This is a genomic window from Bacillus sp. 2205SS5-2 (genome assembly GCF_037024155.1).
In the GTDB taxonomy this organism is placed as follows: domain Bacteria; phylum Bacillota; class Bacilli; order Bacillales; family Bacillaceae_K; genus Bacillus_CI.
The window spans coordinates 220,831-240,076 of the sequence record NZ_JAYKTS010000002.1 but is presented as its reverse complement, the minus strand read 5'-3'; the positions used below and the strand labels follow the sequence as shown (position 1 = coordinate 240,076).

20 protein-coding genes are annotated in these 19,246 nt (G+C 36.7%); 5 read left to right on the top strand and 15 right to left on the bottom strand.

Going from position 1 to position 19,246, the window contains the following annotated elements:
* Positions 1-111: 111 nt before the first annotated feature.
* From U8D43_RS02395 to U8D43_RS02375, 5 genes are all read right to left on the bottom strand, one after another.
* Entirely contained in the window at positions 112-2,319 is a 2,208-nt protein-coding gene (locus U8D43_RS02395; protein WP_335869396.1) for a peptidoglycan D,D-transpeptidase FtsI family protein, read from the bottom strand.
* Positions 2,320-2,420: 101 nt separating this feature from the next.
* A complete protein-coding gene (locus U8D43_RS02390) occupies positions 2,421-3,632 on the bottom strand; it encodes an MFS transporter (protein ID WP_335869361.1) in 1,212 nt (403 codons plus the stop codon).
* 195 nt (positions 3,633-3,827) lie between these two features.
* Positions 3,828-4,436: a superoxide dismutase gene (locus tag U8D43_RS02385; protein ID WP_335869360.1), complete on the bottom strand. Its 609-nt coding sequence runs from the start codon at positions 4,434-4,436 to the stop codon at positions 3,828-3,830.
* Positions 4,437-4,574: 138 nt separating this feature from the next.
* Positions 4,575-5,060, bottom strand: coding sequence for a DUF456 domain-containing protein (locus U8D43_RS02380; RefSeq protein ID WP_335869359.1), 486 nt, complete (start codon positions 5,058-5,060; stop codon positions 4,575-4,577).
* Positions 5,061-5,198: 138 nt separating this feature from the next.
* Positions 5,199-6,806, bottom strand: a complete 1,608-nt coding sequence (locus U8D43_RS02375; protein ID WP_442893543.1) for a Na/Pi cotransporter family protein — start codon at positions 6,804-6,806, stop codon at positions 5,199-5,201.
* Between the two features lie 255 nt (positions 6,807-7,061).
* Between U8D43_RS02375 and U8D43_RS02370 the strand changes: the two genes are divergently transcribed.
* Positions 7,062-7,850: a DUF1189 domain-containing protein gene (locus tag U8D43_RS02370; protein WP_335869357.1), complete on the top strand. Its 789-nt coding sequence runs from the start codon at positions 7,062-7,064 to the stop codon at positions 7,848-7,850.
* 65 nt (positions 7,851-7,915) lie between these two features.
* Here the strand turns inward: U8D43_RS02370 and U8D43_RS02365 are convergent, their stop codons facing one another.
* Positions 7,916-8,062 (bottom strand): hypothetical protein, encoded by a 147-nt coding sequence (locus U8D43_RS02365; RefSeq protein WP_335869356.1) that lies wholly within the window; start codon positions 8,060-8,062, stop codon positions 7,916-7,918.
* Positions 8,063-8,595: 533 nt separating this feature from the next.
* Positions 8,596-8,892, bottom strand: coding sequence for a hypothetical protein (locus U8D43_RS02360; RefSeq protein WP_335869355.1), 297 nt, complete (start codon positions 8,890-8,892; stop codon positions 8,596-8,598).
* A gap of 324 nt (positions 8,893-9,216) precedes the next feature.
* On the opposite strand from U8D43_RS02360, the gene yqfZ reads away from it, so the two are divergent.
* Both yqfZ and ispG read left to right on the top strand, forming a co-directional pair.
* A complete protein-coding gene (gene yqfZ / locus U8D43_RS02355; protein WP_335869354.1) occupies positions 9,217-9,540 on the top strand; it encodes a protein YqfZ in 324 nt (107 codons plus the stop codon).
* Positions 9,541-9,656: 116 nt separating this feature from the next.
* On the top strand, positions 9,657-10,754 hold the full coding sequence (ispG, locus tag U8D43_RS02350; RefSeq protein ID WP_335869395.1) for a flavodoxin-dependent (E)-4-hydroxy-3-methylbut-2-enyl-diphosphate synthase: 1,098 nt from the start codon (positions 9,657-9,659) through the stop codon (positions 10,752-10,754).
* A gap of 396 nt (positions 10,755-11,150) precedes the next feature.
* Here the strand turns inward: ispG and U8D43_RS02345 are convergent, their stop codons facing one another.
* On the bottom strand, positions 11,151-11,528 hold the full coding sequence (locus U8D43_RS02345) for a DUF4190 domain-containing protein (RefSeq protein WP_335869353.1): 378 nt from the start codon (positions 11,526-11,528) through the stop codon (positions 11,151-11,153).
* A 164-nt stretch (positions 11,529-11,692) separates the two neighbouring features.
* Between U8D43_RS02345 and U8D43_RS02340 the strand changes: the two genes are divergently transcribed.
* A complete protein-coding gene (locus tag U8D43_RS02340) occupies positions 11,693-12,271 on the top strand; it encodes a hypothetical protein (RefSeq protein WP_335869352.1) in 579 nt (192 codons plus the stop codon).
* 155 nt (positions 12,272-12,426) lie between these two features.
* On the opposite strand, the gene U8D43_RS02335 is transcribed toward U8D43_RS02340, so the two are convergent.
* The 5 genes from U8D43_RS02335 to U8D43_RS02315 all read right to left on the bottom strand — a co-directional run bounded on the left by U8D43_RS02335 (position 12,427) and on the right by U8D43_RS02315 (position 16,380).
* Positions 12,427-12,819 (bottom strand): DUF1499 domain-containing protein, encoded by a 393-nt coding sequence (locus U8D43_RS02335; RefSeq protein WP_335869351.1) that lies wholly within the window; start codon positions 12,817-12,819, stop codon positions 12,427-12,429.
* 256 nt (positions 12,820-13,075) lie between these two features.
* On the bottom strand, positions 13,076-13,486 hold the full coding sequence (locus U8D43_RS02330; protein ID WP_335869350.1) for a Fur family transcriptional regulator: 411 nt from the start codon (positions 13,484-13,486) through the stop codon (positions 13,076-13,078).
* Between the two features lie 4 nt (positions 13,487-13,490).
* Positions 13,491-14,345, bottom strand: coding sequence for a metal ABC transporter permease (locus U8D43_RS02325; protein ID WP_335869349.1), 855 nt, complete (start codon positions 14,343-14,345; stop codon positions 13,491-13,493).
* 187 nt (positions 14,346-14,532) lie between these two features.
* Entirely contained in the window at positions 14,533-15,291 is a 759-nt protein-coding gene (locus U8D43_RS02320) for a metal ABC transporter ATP-binding protein (protein ID WP_335869348.1), read from the bottom strand.
* A gap of 204 nt (positions 15,292-15,495) precedes the next feature.
* Positions 15,496-16,380 (bottom strand): YitT family protein, encoded by an 885-nt coding sequence (locus U8D43_RS02315; RefSeq protein ID WP_335869347.1) that lies wholly within the window; start codon positions 16,378-16,380, stop codon positions 15,496-15,498.
* Positions 16,381-16,463: 83 nt separating this feature from the next.
* Between U8D43_RS02315 and U8D43_RS02310 the strand changes: the two genes are divergently transcribed.
* Positions 16,464-16,721 carry a DUF2624 domain-containing protein gene (locus U8D43_RS02310; RefSeq protein ID WP_335869346.1) on the top strand — a complete coding sequence of 86 codons (258 nt, stop codon included), beginning with the start codon at positions 16,464-16,466 and terminating at the stop codon, positions 16,719-16,721.
* Positions 16,722-16,862: 141 nt separating this feature from the next.
* Here U8D43_RS02310 and U8D43_RS02305 read toward each other — a convergent pair whose 3' ends face one another.
* Positions 16,863-17,756 (bottom strand): deoxyribonuclease IV, encoded by an 894-nt coding sequence (locus tag U8D43_RS02305; protein ID WP_335869344.1) that lies wholly within the window; start codon positions 17,754-17,756, stop codon positions 16,863-16,865.
* 26 nt (positions 17,757-17,782) lie between these two features.
* Positions 17,783-19,090, bottom strand: coding sequence for a DEAD/DEAH box helicase (locus U8D43_RS02300; protein ID WP_335869343.1), 1,308 nt, complete (start codon positions 19,088-19,090; stop codon positions 17,783-17,785).
* Between the last annotated feature and the right edge of the window lie 156 nt (positions 19,091-19,246).

Below are 19,246 nucleotides of genomic sequence, written 5' to 3'. Positions count from 1 at the left end.
GTATAGTGGCACTTTATATATTGAAAGGTCGCTATATGGAAATTTTTTATGTTCCTCTTTGGATAATTCATGTCAAAAAAGACCATTGCTTTTTGGGCAATGGTCTTTCTACTACTCTGACTCAGCTTGATCTGGAGGGGATATTGCTTGCTCTTCTCTACTTGATCGTTGCTCTTTTAATTCGAAATATTTATCTAATGCGGCTTTCCCCATTGCTTTATTAGATTCAAGTTTTTGATTTGTAGGGAGATTGGTATTTCCCCATGGAACAATAGTGGAAACAGCTACTTCTGGATTATCGTAAGGAGCGTAGCCAATCAGCGTATAATTTTCCGTCATTGTTCCCCAATAGGATTTTTTAGGACCAAAATAAACCACTTCAGCAGTTCCTGTTTTTCCTGCGGCAACGTAATCAGTCAAACCGTCTTTGAAATATTTCCTACCTGTTCCTTGTGGATAATGATACACTCGATAAAACCCTCGTTGAACAGTTTTTAACTCATTTTCAGTTACATCCAAACGGTTTAAAACTTCAGGGGAACTTTCAAATGAAATCGCTCCTAATTCTTCAGGAGCAAGGGATGGTTCCCGAATTTCCTTCACAACCTTTGGAGCAATGCGATATCCACCGTTTGCGATAGTGGACGCATATTGTAGCATTTGCAACGGTGTATAGGTGTCATATTGACCGATTACTAAGTCAAGTAGTTTCCCCGGCTCCCTCGCTAAAGATAATCGATCCAGTTGTTTAAATCCCACTTGTTCCCCCGGAAGATCAATTCCTGTTCTAACACCAAGTCCAAACTGACTATAATAATTTCTGAAGGTTTCGAAATTATCAGGGGTAAAGCCTAGTGGGGACTCGTAACGATAGACTTCCCCAGCACTTCTTAAAGCTATTTGATACATAAACGCATTGGATGATTTTTCTAGCGCAAGTTCCTCATTCATTGAATGTCGTGAACCTAGAGATGTATTAAACCATGAATTTTTTATACCAGGAGTTCCTTTGAACTTCATCGGCTCGTCAACTAAGTACTGCCCTGGAGACAATGCTCCATTCATGTATCCACTTAACACTGTTGCACCTTTTACCGAAGATCCAATTTCATGGGCAGATGTAAAATTCCCCATCGCATAATCAATAATTCCACCTTGGTTGGTTTCTGGATCAGTTACCCATTGCTTGCCAGACATCGCTAGAATCTCACCCGTATTCGGATCCATCATTGAAAAGAAAATGCGATCCACTAATGGGTGAAGTCCGGTGTTTTTGATCCGTCTTAATTCATCCTCGACAATCTTGTCGACGGCTTGTTGTAATTCCATATCAATCGTTAATATAAGATCCTGCCCTCGTTCACCTTCTTGAATGACTTCTGTTTCTAAAACATTCCCTGCTTTATCTGTTATATTTTTGTATTTGGCTTTCTGGCCTTTCAATACATCTTCATACTGCAGTTCAATAAAGCTTTTTCCGACGCGATCATTTCGGCTGTAACCTCTTGCCATATAATAATCTAAATTTTCGCTTGGAAGTCCTTCACGTGAAGTTGTAATCTTCCCGAGTATCGAGCTTAATGTGTCCCCATACCTGTATTCCCGTTCCCAATCTGTGGTAGTATTGATTCCCGGCAGAGAAGATAAATGCTCACTCACGACGGCAAATTCACGTTCTGTCACATAGGTAGACTTGTCATCACCTTGGCCTACTTTGACGATTTGCGGAGATAGGGCATAGCCACTATTCATTTCACGAAAAATCGCCAATATCTCTAATTCACTCTCGTTTAGCGAATTTAATTCAGATTCTGTAATTCGATCTAATGTTCGTTGATACATCTCTTTATCCGCATCGATGTTTTTTTCCTTCTCGATTTTCATTTGCTCTTTTTTGGGTACTTTATCTTCAATTGTTATTTTTTCAGTTATTAGTAAATAATCTTTTCGATCACGCTCAGTAATGCGGTCCGTGTTTTTTTCAATCAACTTGGCTAGTTCCTGAGCCACTTCTAGTACATCAGTTGTCTTAGTGGACTGACTTTTTGTATATGTAATCGCTAATAAAGGGGTATTGTCTACCACTAACGTCCCATTTCGATCATACATTTTTCCCCGAGGAACATTTGTACTAATGACAACTTCCTCCGTCCGTTCCACTTCTCGTAAGTAATCTTCTCCATGGACAATTTGGACAATCCCTAAACGTAAGACGAGTAGAGAAAAAAGCAAAAAGACGGCAAAAAACAATATATTCATTCGCCCAAATACATGTGTTTTCTTCTTCTTATTCTGTGTTTTACGGTTCAACGTGTACATCCTTCCTTCGTTCAAGCATCTTACTCTATTTTATATAAACTTATAAGATTTCGCTATACATATGTATAAAAGAAAGAAAAAAGGAGAAATATATTCCTCCTTTACACCAACTGTACTTTTCGAATGAAGAAGTAAATACAAAAATGCCCCCCACCCAGAAACAGTAATAGCCATGGCAAACTAGTTTCGGGATCAAAAAATCTTACCGATATTAAAAACGCCACAACTGAGACGATTCTTCCTGCATTCAAGAAAATTTCCCTTACAACAATATATTCTATTCTCATTTCCGCAGCTTTCCAACCTTTACCGATCACATCATATGTCATTGAGACGTAAGGAACGAGTAGTAATGGATAAGCAACCGCGATGACCGCTGCGTAAATCAATAATTTGGAATAACTTAAATCAAAAACCAATAAGAGAATTGACGCATATAACAACAACCCCCCATAGAATATCGCTCTTTTCCTTTGACTTTTTTTGATTACACGAGAGGTAATGTAATAGGAAGCGAATGCAATTCCAGAGTTAACCAAACCGAATGTCCCAATGGCAAATTCACTTCCTGTAGTAATAAACACAAACACGGAGATAACGAAGAGAAAGGTTCCTTCTCTTAACCCTTGAAAGAAGTGAGCATTCGTAATCAAACGCCAATTTTCACTCTTTTTTCGTTCTTGATAAATACGTCGAAAGCAGTATTTTCCATGTGCTGGACGTCTCTTCAAGAAAAAACTTAACAAGACCGCAATGCTAAACAAGGCTAGAGAAAGACCAAAAACAATCGTATAGCCTTGAAATGAAGTAAATCTTGAAATGATGAAGCCTGCTAAAATAGGTCCAATCATCCCTCCACTCGAGGTTAATACCCCTAAAAATCCATTAAAGAAATCCCTTGTCTCTGGTTCCGTAATTTCAAAGGTTAGCACATTAAAGGCTAGCCAATAAAAGCCGTAACCTATTCCTAATAATGCCCCTAAAATCACGAGATTTGATGCGGCCGTTTCTCCGAAGTACAAGACCGTTAAAAAAAATAATGCTAAAAAAATGACCCCAATTCGTAAAACAATGACCCGGTCAATTTTTTTCGCCCATCTACCAGCTAAGATGAATGTTAACGGCTGAAAAATAACCACTGTTAGATTGTATACCCCTAGATCAAAATATTCACCTGACTGTTTCCATAAATAAATATTGACAAATGTATTTGATAACGCAATGCTTAACGAGTAAATTCCTCCAATTAACAATAAGAGGGTCAAATCCTTTGTAAATTCCACATCACCTAGCACTTTCTTCATATGCCTCATTATCAAAACTCCCTTTTTTGCTTACCGCTATTTTTTGAAGAAGTGGCGGAAGTTATGCAAAATTAACAAGAGAATTCTCCATCTACATAAGCTAATTTTTTACTATCGCATAATAAAAAACCGCTACGACTCGATGGTCGAAGCGGTTTTTTCATTGTAATCATACGTACAGGCACAAAGCTTAAGGTACGCTCTTTATTTTGCTGAAGTGTATCGTTTTGTTACTTCATCCCAGTTTACTACATTCCAGAAAGCATTGATGTAGTCTGGGCGACGATTTTGATAATTTAAATAGTATGCATGCTCCCAAACGTCTAAGCCTAATAATGGAGTTTTACCGTCCATTAATGGAGAGTCTTGGTTAGGTGTGCTTGTAACCTCAAGCTCGCCATTGTTTACTACTAGCCATGCCCAACCAGAACCAAAACGGCCTGCTGCAGCTGCTGCAAACTTCTCTTGGAAACTAGAATAGCTTCCAAATTTATGGTTAATCGCGTCTGCTAGATCGCCAGTAGGTTCACCACCTCCGTTTGGAGAAAGAACTTGCCAAAATAAACTATGGTTAGCATGTCCACCACCATTGTTGCGAACAGCCGTACGAGCTGCTTCAGGAACGGCGTCTAAATTTGAAACGACTTCTTCTACTGATTTACTTAGTAGTTCATCGTGACCTGCTAAAGCATCATTTAATTTTGTTACATATGCATTGTGGTGTTTTGTGTGGTGAATCATCATTGTTTCTTTGTCGATGTGTGGAGCTAATGCATCATATTCGTAAGGTAATTGAGGTAATTCAAATGCCATGTTAGGATTCCCCCTATGTATTTTTTTGAACCAAAGAATGATTCATACAAGTTTAGCCTAGCAAATATTAGGTGCTGTATCAAATAATAAGCTCAGGCCAACGGTTATTATCATCCCTCTTTTTCCAAAAAAAATTCTCTAATTAAGTACTAGCCATAAGAAATAACTTACCATAATCACTTGAAGGGTTCCTTTTGTAATAACTGAACTAATGAATCCAACAAGTGAGCCGATCCCAACTTTCATTGCACTTTTTATAGATGTCCGGTGAACAATCAATTCTCCTAAAACAGCTCCAATAAACGGGCCAATTAAGATACCAAAAATAGGAATGATAAATGGTCCAATTAAAATCCCGACGGTACTTCCGATAATTCCCGCTTTCGTCGCACCAAATCTTTTTAAGCCAATTGTATTGGCTACGTAATCGGCCCCAAATAAAAGCAACACAAACATGCCTTGAATGAGCCAGAACAGCCAATTAAATGGTTCAAACGAGAAGAATACACCATAAAGAATAAACCCAGCTACTAAAAATACCACGCTAGGAATGATGGGATAAATTAGGCCAACAAATGAAACGATAATACACAATACAACAATTCCCCAATAAAGCCACTCCATAATCTCACCTCCCAAGAAAAAACAAGTCTCTTTGAGCTAGTAAAGAGACCGCTTTTTCACTAATTCTTTTCAAAAAAAGCAAGGAGAATTTCTCCTTGCTTTCATTGTATTGGGTCCGACCAAAAATTGATAGTTTTCTTATTCTTCGCCCAAAACAGCTTCTGCGATATTCACCGCGTGGTCCCCAATACGTTCTAGATTACTAATGATATCCACATAGACAATCCCTGCTTGTCCGGTACATAACCCCTCATTTAAGCGAAGAATATGTTGTTTACGTAGTTTTCTTTCCATTTTATCAATTAAATCTTCTTTTTCAGCGACTTCTCTTGCTACCGATTGATCATTATGGTCAAGACAAGTAATCGCCTTGCTAACAGTATCAGTTGTTAATTTAAACATTTCCTCTAAATCACTCATGGCTTGATCTGTAATTTTCACTTTATTTGTTTGTTGGTACTCGACAAGTTCAACAATATTTTCAAAGTGATCACCAATTCTCTCTATATCTCGTACAGTATCCATTAATATAGAATGACGTTCAGATTCAATTTCAGATAATGGCGATGAAGATAGTTGTACTAGGTAATCTGTAATCTTTTTATCTAAGTTATTAATTGCCGATTCAATTTGATAGGCAGATTCGGCGTTTTTGCTGGATTTTGAACGAAGGAATTCATTCGTTTCTTCAAGTCCTTTGATAGCAAATTGGCCCATACGAAGAACTTCTTCTTTCGCTTGTCCTAACGCAATTGAAGGAGATTGTTCAATAAACATCGGATCTAGATGTTTCGATTTATAATCAATGATTGAATCCTCACCTGGAATTAATTTCGTTACAAGAGCAGCTAGTACACCGACAAAAGGTAACTGCATCAATGTATTAGTTATATTAAACGACCCGTGTGCAAATGCGATAGTCATTTTCGGCTTCAAATCTATAGTGGTTTGCAAAAATTCGACGAAAAATTGAAATGGTGTTAATAAAAGTAAGAATACGGTTGTTCCGATTAGGTTAAATATCACATGTGTTGCAGCTGCACGTCTTGCTGCAACAGATGTTCCAATGGATGCAAGGACAGCTGTAATTGTCGTTCCGATATTATCTCCGAACAAAACAGGTAGCGCAGCGGATAAGTCCACAAGATCTTCTGTAAATAGTTCTTGCAAAATACCAATTGTCGCACTTGAACTTTGAACAATTACAGTAAATACTGTTCCTATAACTACACCTAAAATAGGATTATCACTCATATTTACAGTTAATTCAGAAAACGCCTCAAGTGAACGTAAAGGTTTCATTCCCCCGCTCATTAATTCTAAACCGTAAAATAAGGCTCCAAACCCAAATACAATTTGTCCAATATTATGGATCTTTTTGTTTTTAAAGAAGAACAATAAGATAGAACCAGCAGCAATAATTGGAAGCGCGTATTCTCCAATATCGATACCAATGATGAAAGCTGTAACGGTTGTCCCGATATTTGCTCCCATGATAACACCTATCGCTTGACGAAGTGTCATAAATCCAGCACTAACTAGCCCCACTGTAATAACGGTTGTTGCGGAAGAGCTTTGAATTAAAATGGTTACAATGATACCAGCAAGTACACCCATGATTGGGTTAGTTGTAAAGCGATCTAATATATCACGAAGGCGATCGCCTGCTGATTTTTGTAATCCATCACCCATAAACTTAATTCCATACAAGAAAATACCAAGACCACCAAAAAATTGAAACAACATTTCCTGCCAATTCAAATCCAAAATATTCAACCCCTAAAATTAATTTCGACAAGTATCAACAAAACCCCTTACTCATAATATTGATAACCCCTCTAATTGTAAATGATTTTTTCGAAAATTTACATTCGCTTAATAAATATTCTCAAATATTACATTACTGTTACAAAAAACTGAATTTTCTTATTTTAATCCCGACTTGAAGTTACCTATTAAATAAGAATAAAATAAGGAGGAAACTATAAAGGACGTGACATAATGAATATTTTTTCTCAACTTTTCAAAAGTCTATACTCACCAAAGGATATTGCAAAAGTTCGCTTTCAAGGTATTGGAAAAACACTTCTGTTTGTATTTTTCCTTTCTTTACTAGCTTCTATTCCAATAATCATTAGTTTAACGACACTAGTCAATAAAACCATTGATGAGGGAAGTGCAATTTTAGAAGGCGATATCCCTTCCTTTGAAATTGTAAACGGTTCATTAAAGACCGACCAAACCGCCCCCTTTTCTATTGTCGAAGATCACTTTACTTTTCATATTGACCCCTCTTCGGATTCCCTAAATTCGGTCGATCAAAACTCATTTATCGTCGGTTTAGTAAAGAATAAAATGATTATAGCTACCGAAGGAAATCAGCAGGAAATCCCTTATAATCAGTTAAGTGAGCTGGAAATTACGAATGATTCTGTTTTAACCTATATTGACATGTTTCAATCTTCCCTAATTATCTTCTTGCCGATTATTTATATCATTATATATCTATTTTCTTCCTTTATTACCTTTATTAAGGTGTTACTATTTGCTGTAATTGGACTTTTCATTGCCAAAATGCTGAAACGAAAATTATCGTATAGACAAAGTTTTCGTCTGACTGCTTATGCCAATTCCCTTCCAATTATTTTCTTTTTAATCATGGATTTATTGAAAACAACTATTCCTGCAGGTTTATTGCTTAATTGGCTTATTATCACAGTCATGCTGTATCTAACTATTAATGAAATTCCACAATCACGTTCTACAAAAAGGTATGACAGCAATCCATAAAGTCCTACTTTACCTAGGAAAAATGAAATGCTCATATAGTTCGACATCAAAACCATAATAATAATCTATACTATTTTACCTAGCACAAAAAACGAGCTTTCTTTAAGCTCGTTTTTTTGTGCAATAATATTTATTTTCATATCTTGACCTAGATAAGAACATTCTCCACCTGTTGTCGATAGATCCTTTATTAATTTTTTGTACACTTTCAATAATACTCCTCATATTAGTTTGCATCAGGATAAAGCTACGCTCAAGAGAAGCAATTTCTGGTAATGATGAAGTGGACCCTTGATGATTTACCGAGAGACCCTCTTCCCGCACCACGCTCATTGATTCTCTCAGTTTTACGATTGATAAGGTTATTGTTTGAACACCCCCCAGTAAAATGATAATGGTTATGAATAAAGTGAGGATCATCGTCGCTAATACAGACCTTTACATATCATGAATACTATCCATTTATTGTTTTTGCAGGACAATAATCACATATTCATCTTTCAATTCTTGAATGGTACGTATAGCAATTGTGTACTTCTCATGAATACTTTCGTATGTATAACACCTTTTTATTTTGTGTGTATTTGTTCTATAAGCTCTGAGGAGAAAGTAAGTGTTGATTTCCTTCTCACATTAAACGGAAAAACTGATCCGTTTTTTTAAAAAGCAAAAACTCTTCTTATAGACCATCCCGGCTTAAAGTAGCCTTTTGTTGAGTAATGACACTTTTAATTTTACGGGTATATTATTCCTTATCACCAACAAAGAGAAACATTAAGTTTTGAGCCACATCACTTATACTTAAAACTACACGACATAATCGTTGTTCCATCGAATGTACTACAGCTTCTTTTGCTTGATTATAAGGAATCATACCGATTAAAATGCTTGAAATAGCTACAAAACTTACTATCATGAATAATACTCTTATCCGCAGAGATGTGTTAACGATTAACGAAATCACATGAGAAAATGTGCTTAATCTAATCGCATCCAAGTCCTTTTTCCTGAGTTTTCCTCTTGGTTTTCTCACCAAGTCCATTCTTACCAATCCCCTCTTGGTTGCTACTATTTATTTTCATAAAACAAGTTTAAGCTGGTCTAAATTTATGATTACATTCATGTAATGATTAGGTCTATTTCCTCATTTCACACCCTATAAAATGGCTGTACTCACAAATAATTTTGCTTCTCGCAGCAAAAAAAACTGTTGAAAAGGGAGGAACCTATCAAAAAATAAATAGCCATAAGGGATTCGAAAAGAACCTCTAAAAAAATAACTTCAAGGCAATCTCAGCGAATTCTAGTCATATCACTACCACTCTTTTCATAGAGTAGAAAGAGTAGGAAAAGGAGATGAGAATTAATGAAGAGACCTTTTATATTCATTGTTGTTTTACTAATAATCTATAGCATTTATTTTGATATGCGCTACGGAACTCTACCAATTGGTTCAAGCCAAGCAAACGTAGCTATCGAAACTACCACTTCTCCTACTACTCCATCTCATTCCCATACAAAGAAAAAGATTCAAGCCGGTGACACCGTACTTTCTCTCATTGAAAATGAGATTGACGGACCGATTCCAGTCTCAATTCAACAGGTCATCCAGGATTTTCAGGAGCTTAATGATGGTCTTTTACCTGAACAAATTCAAATTGGAAAAGTCTATACTATTCCGATTTATTAACAATATTCTATGTTCTAATCCCGTCCTATTTCTTGTCAATCTCTATGAAAGACTGTTACAATATGCTAAGGATATACTAATGAAAGTAACTAAAGGAGCGAGATCATTTGAGTGAAATAATTCATCGTTCTACAACGCGCCCTGTTAAGGTTGGTAACTTGACCATCGGTGGCAGTGATGAACTTTTTATACAAAGTATGACTACAACCAAAACCCATGATGTTGAAGCAACTGTGAAAGAAATCCATCGCCTTGAGGAAGCTGGTTGTCAAGTCGTTCGAGTCGCATGTCCAGATGAACGTGCTGCGGATGCAATTGCTGATATTAAAAAACAAATAAATATTCCATTAGTAGTAGACATTCATTTTGATTATAAATTAGCACTAAAAGCAATCGAAGGCGGCGCAGACAAAATTCGGATTAATCCGGGAAATATTGGTCGTCGGGAAAAAGTAGAAGCTGTCGTTAAAGCAGCCAAAGCAAAAGGCGTCCCAATTCGTATTGGAGTCAACGCTGGAAGTCTAGAGAAACAATTTTTAGAAAAATATGGCTATCCTACAGCTGATGGTATGGTAGAAAGTGCTCTTCATCATATCAAAATTCTAGAAGAACTGGATTTCTATGACATTATCGTGTCTCTAAAAGCATCTGATGTAAACCTTGCCATTGAAGCCTATGAAAAAGCATCCAAAGCATTTGATTATCCACTTCATCTAGGCATTACAGAGTCAGGAACATTATTTGCAGGTACGGTAAAAAGTGCTGCAGGTCTTGGAGCGCTTTTGAGTAAAGGCATCGGAAACACTCTTCGTATTTCTCTTAGTGCCGATCCAGTAGAGGAAGTAAAAGTGGCTAGAGAACTCCTGAAAGTGTTCGGACTATCTTCTAATGCGGCTACTCTCATATCATGTCCAACTTGTGGGCGAATTGAAATTGATTTAATTTCGATTGCTAATGATGTAGAAGAGTATATTTCCACTATTAAAGCTCCAATCAAAGTGGCTGTCTTAGGATGTGCGGTAAACGGTCCTGGAGAGGCACGTGAAGCAGATATAGGAATAGCTGGTGCTCGAGGAGAAGGACTCTTGTTTCGAAAAGGAAAAATTGTCCGAAAAGTTCCTGAAGAAATAATGGTCGAAGAATTAAAAAAAGAGATTGATGCCATCGCGGCTGAATATTTCGAGAAGCAAAAATTGGAACAAGAAGAACAATAATCTAATTAGTAATCTTCCGGTGAGGAGCCACAAACTCTTCACTTTTTTCTTTTTTATCTGTCCTTTCCATGTTATCATTTCGCTTGTTTAAATAGTGGCTCACAAATGTTCGAATGCATCTAAGACCTCTTCACATTCCACAAGTGCATATTTACCCTTCTCAATTTATAAGGCTCTTTTCGTATACATTGTGGCTATTTCATCTGATTTTTGATTAAATCGCCCATATCACTGTTGATTTCCATTAAAAATAGACGAAATGATGCCCGAAACAAAGCTATATCATCATTTATAGGCTAGTGCGAAAAGCAACAAACTTTGTAAAAACAGCCACTTATAAAGAAGCTTGGCCCCTTAGCCAAGCTTCTTGCTCCTATTCGGATCTTTTTCGCCCTTTTAAAAAAATGGGAGAACAAAGATTCCAATGATTATGGAAATAGCTCCAATCCCAATGGACCATGATCCTAGCATTTCTGAGCCTTTTCTTCTGGCGACAAAGCCTAAAATGATGCCAGCGGCTCCAAATAAGACAGGTAGTAAAAACAGAGATAGAATGGATAGAGTGATGGCCGAGTACCCATAAATTCGACCAGACGTTTCGGTTTGCTCCACTTCATCCCGTTCAAAATCTGTCCCTAATGCCATTGGGGTTGTAATTTCTGCTGCAACTTCCTCATTGTATTTCCTAGATAGAACCTCTGCTTCCGGATTGTTGTTTGTATCTATTCCTGGATATTGAAAATCCACTGGTGAATAGTTTCTTTTATCGCTCATACCAATCCCTCACTTTCGGTTTCTTGGAGCATTTATTAGTATGAGGCAATTCGATTATTTTACATATTGTAATGTTTAACAGTTCTGAACTTTTTTCTCCAACTTAAATTATATGGTACACTATGGAGGGAAATTGGCATATTAGAAGAGAGGGGTTCATTCATATGACATTACGCTTTGGAATAGATATCGACGGGACAGTAACATGTCCTTCTACACTACTTCCTTATATTAACAAGTCCTTCAACAAAAATATCACACTAAAAGATGTTACCCAATATGATTTATCAAAAGCATTAGACATCCATCCGAGCTCGTTTTCGGAATGGTTTAAGCGAGAAGAAGCCACCATTTATCAGGAATCTCCTCTAGCTGAAAATGCAAAACACGTCCTTTCAACCTGGAAGGAACAATTTCAGCTTTATTTTATCTCTGCTCGACCAAAGCATCTCGCTCAATTGACGGAAAAATGGTTTAGTGAACAAGATATTATGTACCACCATATCGAATTAATAGGATCACATAATAAAATCGCCACAGCGAAAAAGCATAACGTCAATCTCTTTTTAGAAGATAAGCACGATAATGCTGTTATGCTCCATGAAGAACTTGATATACCTGTACTATTATTCAACACTCCCTATAATCAAGACTCGATTCCACAAGGCGTAAAACGTGTAAACAACTGGATAGAAGCCCAACACTGGGTTCAAAATTGGACTGAAGAGAAAAAGCAAAGGTAATTATCCTTTGCTTTTTTCTTTTTGTTGAAGGCTCTTTTCGCATACTTTGTGGCTCTAGCGTATAAAACGGATGGAAACACATTTTTCTTTCCTCATTTCTAATTAAAAATAATGCGAAAAGATGTCCGAAATCATTCTTCATCACAAAATAGGGACTAATTCGAACAGCCACAATCTTTGCGAAAACAGCCTTGTTGAAATAACGCTTTGAATGTTTCCATTCGCTTACGATTTACTTGAAAATCATAATAACCTGCACGTGAAGCTGAGCGAATATGGATCAATTTATTTTTGGGGTCTAACAGTATTTGAATATCATCTTTAAATCTCATCCATTTCGATGTGAACACAGCATGTAAATAGTCAGATTTCTTCTCCTTAACGTGGACCCGATCAAAGTGATTCGTGACTAACTCAACAACGATTGACATCGCTTTCTCCTCACTCACTTCATAAGGCAATGCAGGAATAAAATGGTTCTTCCCTTCTCCTTCTATCGAACTAACACAGTTTTTTTTCCATGAAGTGCATACTTCTAATTCATTCATCGTCTATAACACTCACCTTAAATTTAATGACATATTAATTATTTCCCTACTTTGAAGATCAAAAACCCCTCTATAGAAAAGAGGGGCTGTTAATATATAATTTTTTCTAATGCCTCTTGAAGTTCATTCCTCTTTCAAGAGGAGCAAGTTTACATTCTAAAAAGGTAAAGGCATTTTATATCATCAATTGGATTTTAGAGGATTGTTCAACAGATGCTCCGATGGTTGTACTAAGTCTCTGCTTCTTAGTACGGGATCACTGACATAATGGACATTGACCATAAATTTCAAACTTATGTCCGGATATTTCATAACCCATTAGTTTTTCATTAATATCGGTCATCGGACATGTCTGAATTTCTTTGGTCTTTCCACATGTAGTACAAATAAAATGATGATGGTGGCGAGAATTGGAGCAGGAGATACGAAATAACTTTTCTCCTGAGAGTTCCGTTTCTTCTAAAATGCCAAGGTCTACAAACAAAGATAAATTTCGATAGACCGTGTCAAAACTCAATCCCGGATAGCTTTCCTTCATATACTCCAAAACATCCTTCGCGTTCAAATAGCGGTCATTGGTGGCAAATAGCGTCACCATATCTTCTCGCTTACCTGTTTGCTTGTATCCACGCTCTTTCATAATTTCAATGGCTTCGCATACCTTCATGAACTTATTTCACATCCTTCGAAATCATGTGATGCTGGATTTTTTTACCGACTATAGTGGCAATTAAAATAAAAATCGAGGAAGCAACAATCGTCCCTCCAGGCGCTAAATCTAAGTAATAGGCAGATATTAAACCTACGATCACAGCGGATTCTCCAAATAGAATTGAAAGAAATATGGTTTGTTTAAATCCGCGAGCAATTCGAATACTAGCGGCCACTGGTAATGTCATTAAACTTGATACAAGTAAAATTCCAACAATTCTCATCGATGCAGCAATGACAAGCGCGACCATGATAATAAATACAAAGTGAATCACTTTCGCTTTGATTCCAGATGCTTTTGCGTATTCTTCATCAAAAGAAAGTAAGAAAAGTTCTTTATACAAGAACAGAATGGTAAAGATTACACCAATACTGATTAGTGTAATTAACCATACATCGCTAGAACTGACGGCTGACACACTGCCAAATAGATAATTAAATAAATCCGTGTTGAATCCGTCTGCCATAGATATAAAGATGACACTCAAACCAATTCCACCAGATAAAATAATTGGAATCGCTAATTCTTCGTAATGTTTATAAAGCGAACGCAAACGTTCAATTAAAATTGAACCTACTACTGAAAAGCCCATCCCGAAATATAGAGGATTTAAGCTTGCCATCGAAGGGAATGTTTTACTAATGAGTAAACTTGATGCAATTCCAGCAAGAGTGACGTGACTCAATGCATCAGCAATGAGAGAAAGTCTTCGAACGACGATGAACGCTCCTAATAGGGGCGCAATAATGCCAATGAGTAATCCAGCTAAAAATGCATTTTGTAAAAATGAGTATTGTAATATAGCTTGAAACATAAGCCACCTCTTCTTTAATGATGGCTGTTTTCGTAAAGAATGTTGCTTGCTTTTTGCATTAGTCCATATTTCGTGACGAAGAAAGACTCCGTGAATCTTTTTGTATTATTTTTAACTCGAAATAAGGGTAAAGGAGTGTTTCCACCCGTTATTATATGCTTGAGCAACAAATTATGCGAAAAGAGCCTTAATGATTGTGCTGTAACACATGAACATCGTGGCCATAAAAGGAGGAGAGCTCATTGTCTTTCAGCTGATGAAATTGTTGGGTATTACCATGAAAGTGTAATTCTCGATTCAAACATGCGACATGCGTCACTTTATTCGAAATAGTTCCGATGTCGTGGGTAACTAAAATTAACGTGATCCCTAACTGTTTGTTTAGCACTTCTAACATGTCATAAAAGGATTGAACATTTTGGCTATCAACACCAACTGTAGGCTCATCTAAGATTAGTACGTCAGGCTCACTTACTAATGCTCTTGCGATAAAGACGCGCTGTTGTTGTCCACCTGATAACTCGCCTATATTTCGATTGTAAAGGGGTTCCATTCCAACTGAAGCTATGGCTTTCATCACTTTTTCTCTGTTTTTACGCCCGATAAAACGGAACATACCTGTTTTTTTGGTTAAGCCACTTTCAACCACTTCATATACTGTTGCAGGAAAGCCTGAATTAAAAGAATTCGCTTTTTGTGAAACGTAACCGATCCGGTCCCATTCCTTAAATTTTCCTTGCGATACTCCAAACAACTTTACTTGCCCTTCTTTTGCTTTTAACAGCCCTAGTATCAACTTTAATAGTGTCGACTTCCCAGATCCATTTGGCCCTACTATGCCTAAGAATGCTCCCGTTGGAACAGATAACTGGACATCTTTTAACACAAAATCTCGATCATAACGATAGCTAACATTATTTAACTCAATTATGGTCTTGGTTTCCATTTTTTTAACTCCTTATTCAGAATGATTCCGATTTACTATTGTTCAAAGTATACTAGATTTATTTACTCTTGTAAATAAACTACTCATTGAGACTGCTTCGCTGAAGACCTCGAGCCGATACCACTTACAGCTAAACACCTATCTTACTCACAAAATTAAATGTCTCTTACCTTTAAAAAAACAATCTTCATTGAGAAGATTGTTTTAATGTATTGCTGATTTAAATCGTGCTCCCTTTGTTTCTTGTGTATTCATAATGGTGATAAATGCCTGTGGATCAATGTCTCCAACAATTGATTTAAGCTTGGTGACTTCTAAACGCGTAACCACAACATAGATCACTTCTTTCTCGTTATCTGTATACCCACCTCTTCCTTTCAACATGGTTGTTCCACGACCAAGACGGTGAAGTATTGCTTCTGATACCTCTTCAAAAACTTCTGAAACGATGATGACCGCTTTCGTTTCGTCCATCCCTTGAATAACCGTATCAATGGTTTTAAAGGCAATATAGTAGGTCATAACAGAAAACATCGCTTGTTCTGCGCCAAATACGAAGGCGGCCCAACCAAAAATAAAAATATTCATAAACATAACAAATTCCCCGACGGAAAAAGGCAATTTCTTCGTTAACAAAATCCCGAGTATTTCGGTACCATCCATCGATCCTCCGTGCCGAATCACAAGGCCTACTCCAATCCCCAAAATCAGCCCACCAAACACAGTAGCTAAAATTGTCTGATCTGTACTAAAAGGTTCTATTTTATGTAGCAAATTTTCTAACAATGCTAGTGAGACGATACCGAATAAAGAAGAAATCATAAATGTTTTACCAATTTGTTTATACCCAAAATACATGAAAGGCAAATTTAGCAAGACAACCAGAATCCCAAAGTTGAAAAACCCAGATACATCCGATAATAAATAACTCATGATAAGGGAAACCCCAATAATTCCACCGTCAATGATTTGATTAGGAACGAGAAAAAGTTCAATGGATATAGCCGCTAATCCTGCTCCAATGAAAATCATGACTAACCTATAAATATAATGTAGCAAACTTTCTTTTTTATGGACTTTTTTCGTCATACATCTCTCCCACTTTTCTTTTTATATTTATCGTACACTTTTATTTCATTTGTGCATAGACTTCAAATGAGGAGTGATATTCGGTGAAGCTAATTCAACATGTAATTAACCAAAAAATGAATCGAATTACAGGTGAAGAGTTGTTAAAACACGCCAACCAGTATTCGGTTAAACTGTCATTGGATGATGCCAATCTGATTGCCCACTATTTAAAAGGAAAAAACTATGACCTATTTGACGCAAAACAAAGAAGTCAAATTATTAAACATGTGGCAAAAATTTCTGGTCCTGCAACAGCAAAAGAAGTAAATAGTCTTTTCTTGCAGTTTTTAAAATCATAATCCATTTAAATTCCATCTGACCTACTTACTTTAAGAAAAAAGTAGCTGAAGAAAAAAAGCTGTGTATTTCACAGCTTTTTTTTACGAATTGATGAAGAATAAAATTTTTAGTGGCTATGCTTCAGACGCTGGGAGCTTTTTTTATTGGCTTAGTATCTTCTCACGGATGGTTTCTTCAAAGGATTGATTTTTTAACATTTCAATTTCAAAGAGATAAGGGGGTTTTTTGTCCTTTTTATCTTCTCCTACATAAGGCGTTTCAAGTATTTTTGGTACAGTTTGTAAATTTGGGTGATGAACAATTGAATTAATTGCTTTAAAACCAATATAGCCAAAACCAATGTTTTCATGTCGGTCTTTTCGAGCACCTTGAACATTCTTACTATCATTTATGTGCAACACTTTTAATCGATCTAGTCCTACTAATGAATCGAACTCTTCTAACACCCCATCAAAGTCTTCCACTATATTATACCCTGCATCATGAGTGTGACAAGTATCAAAGCAAACTGAGAGTTTTTCATTGAGATGAACACCATCGAAAATTTGGGCTAATTCCTCAAATGATCGTCCACATTCAGTGCCTTTACCTGCCATAGTTTCTAAAGCTATTTGAACAGTTTGGTCTTTTGTAATCACTTCGTTGAGTCCTTTGATGATTTGCTTAATTCCAGCTTCTGTTCCCTCACCAACATGTGCACCAGGGTGTAAGACGATTTGTTTCGCACCTAATGCTTCAGTTCGTTGGATTTCTTGACGTAGAAAATTCACGCCGAGCTCAAAAGTATCCATATTTTTACTATTACCAATATTAATGATATAGGGTGCATGTACGACAATTTCATCAATGCCGTTCTCTTTCATGTGAAGATGACCTTTTTCAATGTTAAGGTCTTCGATTTTTTTACGCCTTGTATTTTGTGGAGCACCTGTATAGATCATAAAAGTATTAGCTCCATAAGAAACTGCTTCTTCGCTCGCAGCTAAAAGCATTTTCTTACCACTCATGGAAACGTGTGAACCAATTTTCAACATCCAAATCCAATCCCTTCTAAAACAACTTACTTATTTCTATTTTTAATTCGACGTTCTTTCTTTTTAATTTCGTCCATTTGCCACTTCATTTTTCGTTTGTACCCTGGCTTTACTTTTTTAGGTTTATTGATATGCGTTTTCGCTTTTTCATCAATGCTATCACTCGTTTTTTGACGTTTTGAGCGTTTATTCAATTCGCCTAGTTCTACCCATTCTCCTTTTTTTAGGTCCTGTTGAACAAACTTAATACCCAACTTCTCAAGTTTTACTAACGCATCTTCATCGCTAGGAGTGTAAATCGTTGCTGCTATTCCAGAAAAACCTGCACGAGCCGTACGACCTGCTCGATGGATATAGAAATCAAGATCCTTTGGTAGCTCAAAATTAATAACATGACTAACACCTTCAATATCAATGCCTCGAGCCGCTAAGTCTGTCGCCACAATAAATTGATAGTCAAGATTTCGGATTTGTTTCATTTGCTGTTTACGTTCTCTTGGTGATAAATCACCGTGGATTCTTCCTACCTTTAATCCTGCAGCATTGAGTTTGTCTGCCACTTCTTCTGCTTTAGCTTTTGTATTCGTGAAGACAATCGATAAATAGGGGTTGTAGCTCTTCAACATATTAACAAGCAAGTTAATCTTGTCACGGCTTTTTTGTGGAACAACTACATGCTGGATGTTCTGAGCCGAAACTTGCTTAGGTTGTACGTGAGTATAGACCGGATTTTCCATGTATTTTTTCAAAAATGGCTTTAATTTTTCTGGAAGAGTTGCTGAAAATACAAGAATTTGAAGATTGCTTGGCATTTTTGCTGCAATCTTATCAACGTCTAAAATGAAGCCCATATCAAGCATTAAATCTGCTTCGTCCACTACTAACATGGTTGCAGTATGAACAAATAAAGCTTGTTCCTTCATTAGATCGCTGATTCTACCTGGGGTACCAACGACGATATGAGGTTGATTTTTCAACTTTGTTATCGCCCGTTGCTTATCTGTACCGCCTATGAAATTACGCACTGTAATTTCCTCATCAGAATGCTTCGCTAACTCAATCGTTGCTTGATAAAGCTGCTGAGCAAGCTCACGAGTTGGTGCGGTAATGACTGCTTGGACAGTCTGCTGTTCTACATTAATTTTTTGAAGAATTGGCAATAAGAAAGAGTGTGTCTTTCCCGTACCGGTCTGTGATTGACCGATAGCACTTTCCCCTTTTAAAATCGTAGGAATGATTTTCTCTTGTATTTCTGTAGGCTCTTGAAAGCCTGCTTCTTTGATTGCTTCATTTATAAATGGTTTAAATGAAAATTTATTAAATTGATGGGACATATTTTCCCTCCTAGTGTTTGAACATTACAGTATAGAACCCATTATGTCATTATAATAAACATTTCCCGAAACATCTACCTCTCAACCCTGTTAATTGTTGAATAAAATAAATTTCACTCTCTTTATAAGCATTTTCATCTCTCCAGCATAAAATAC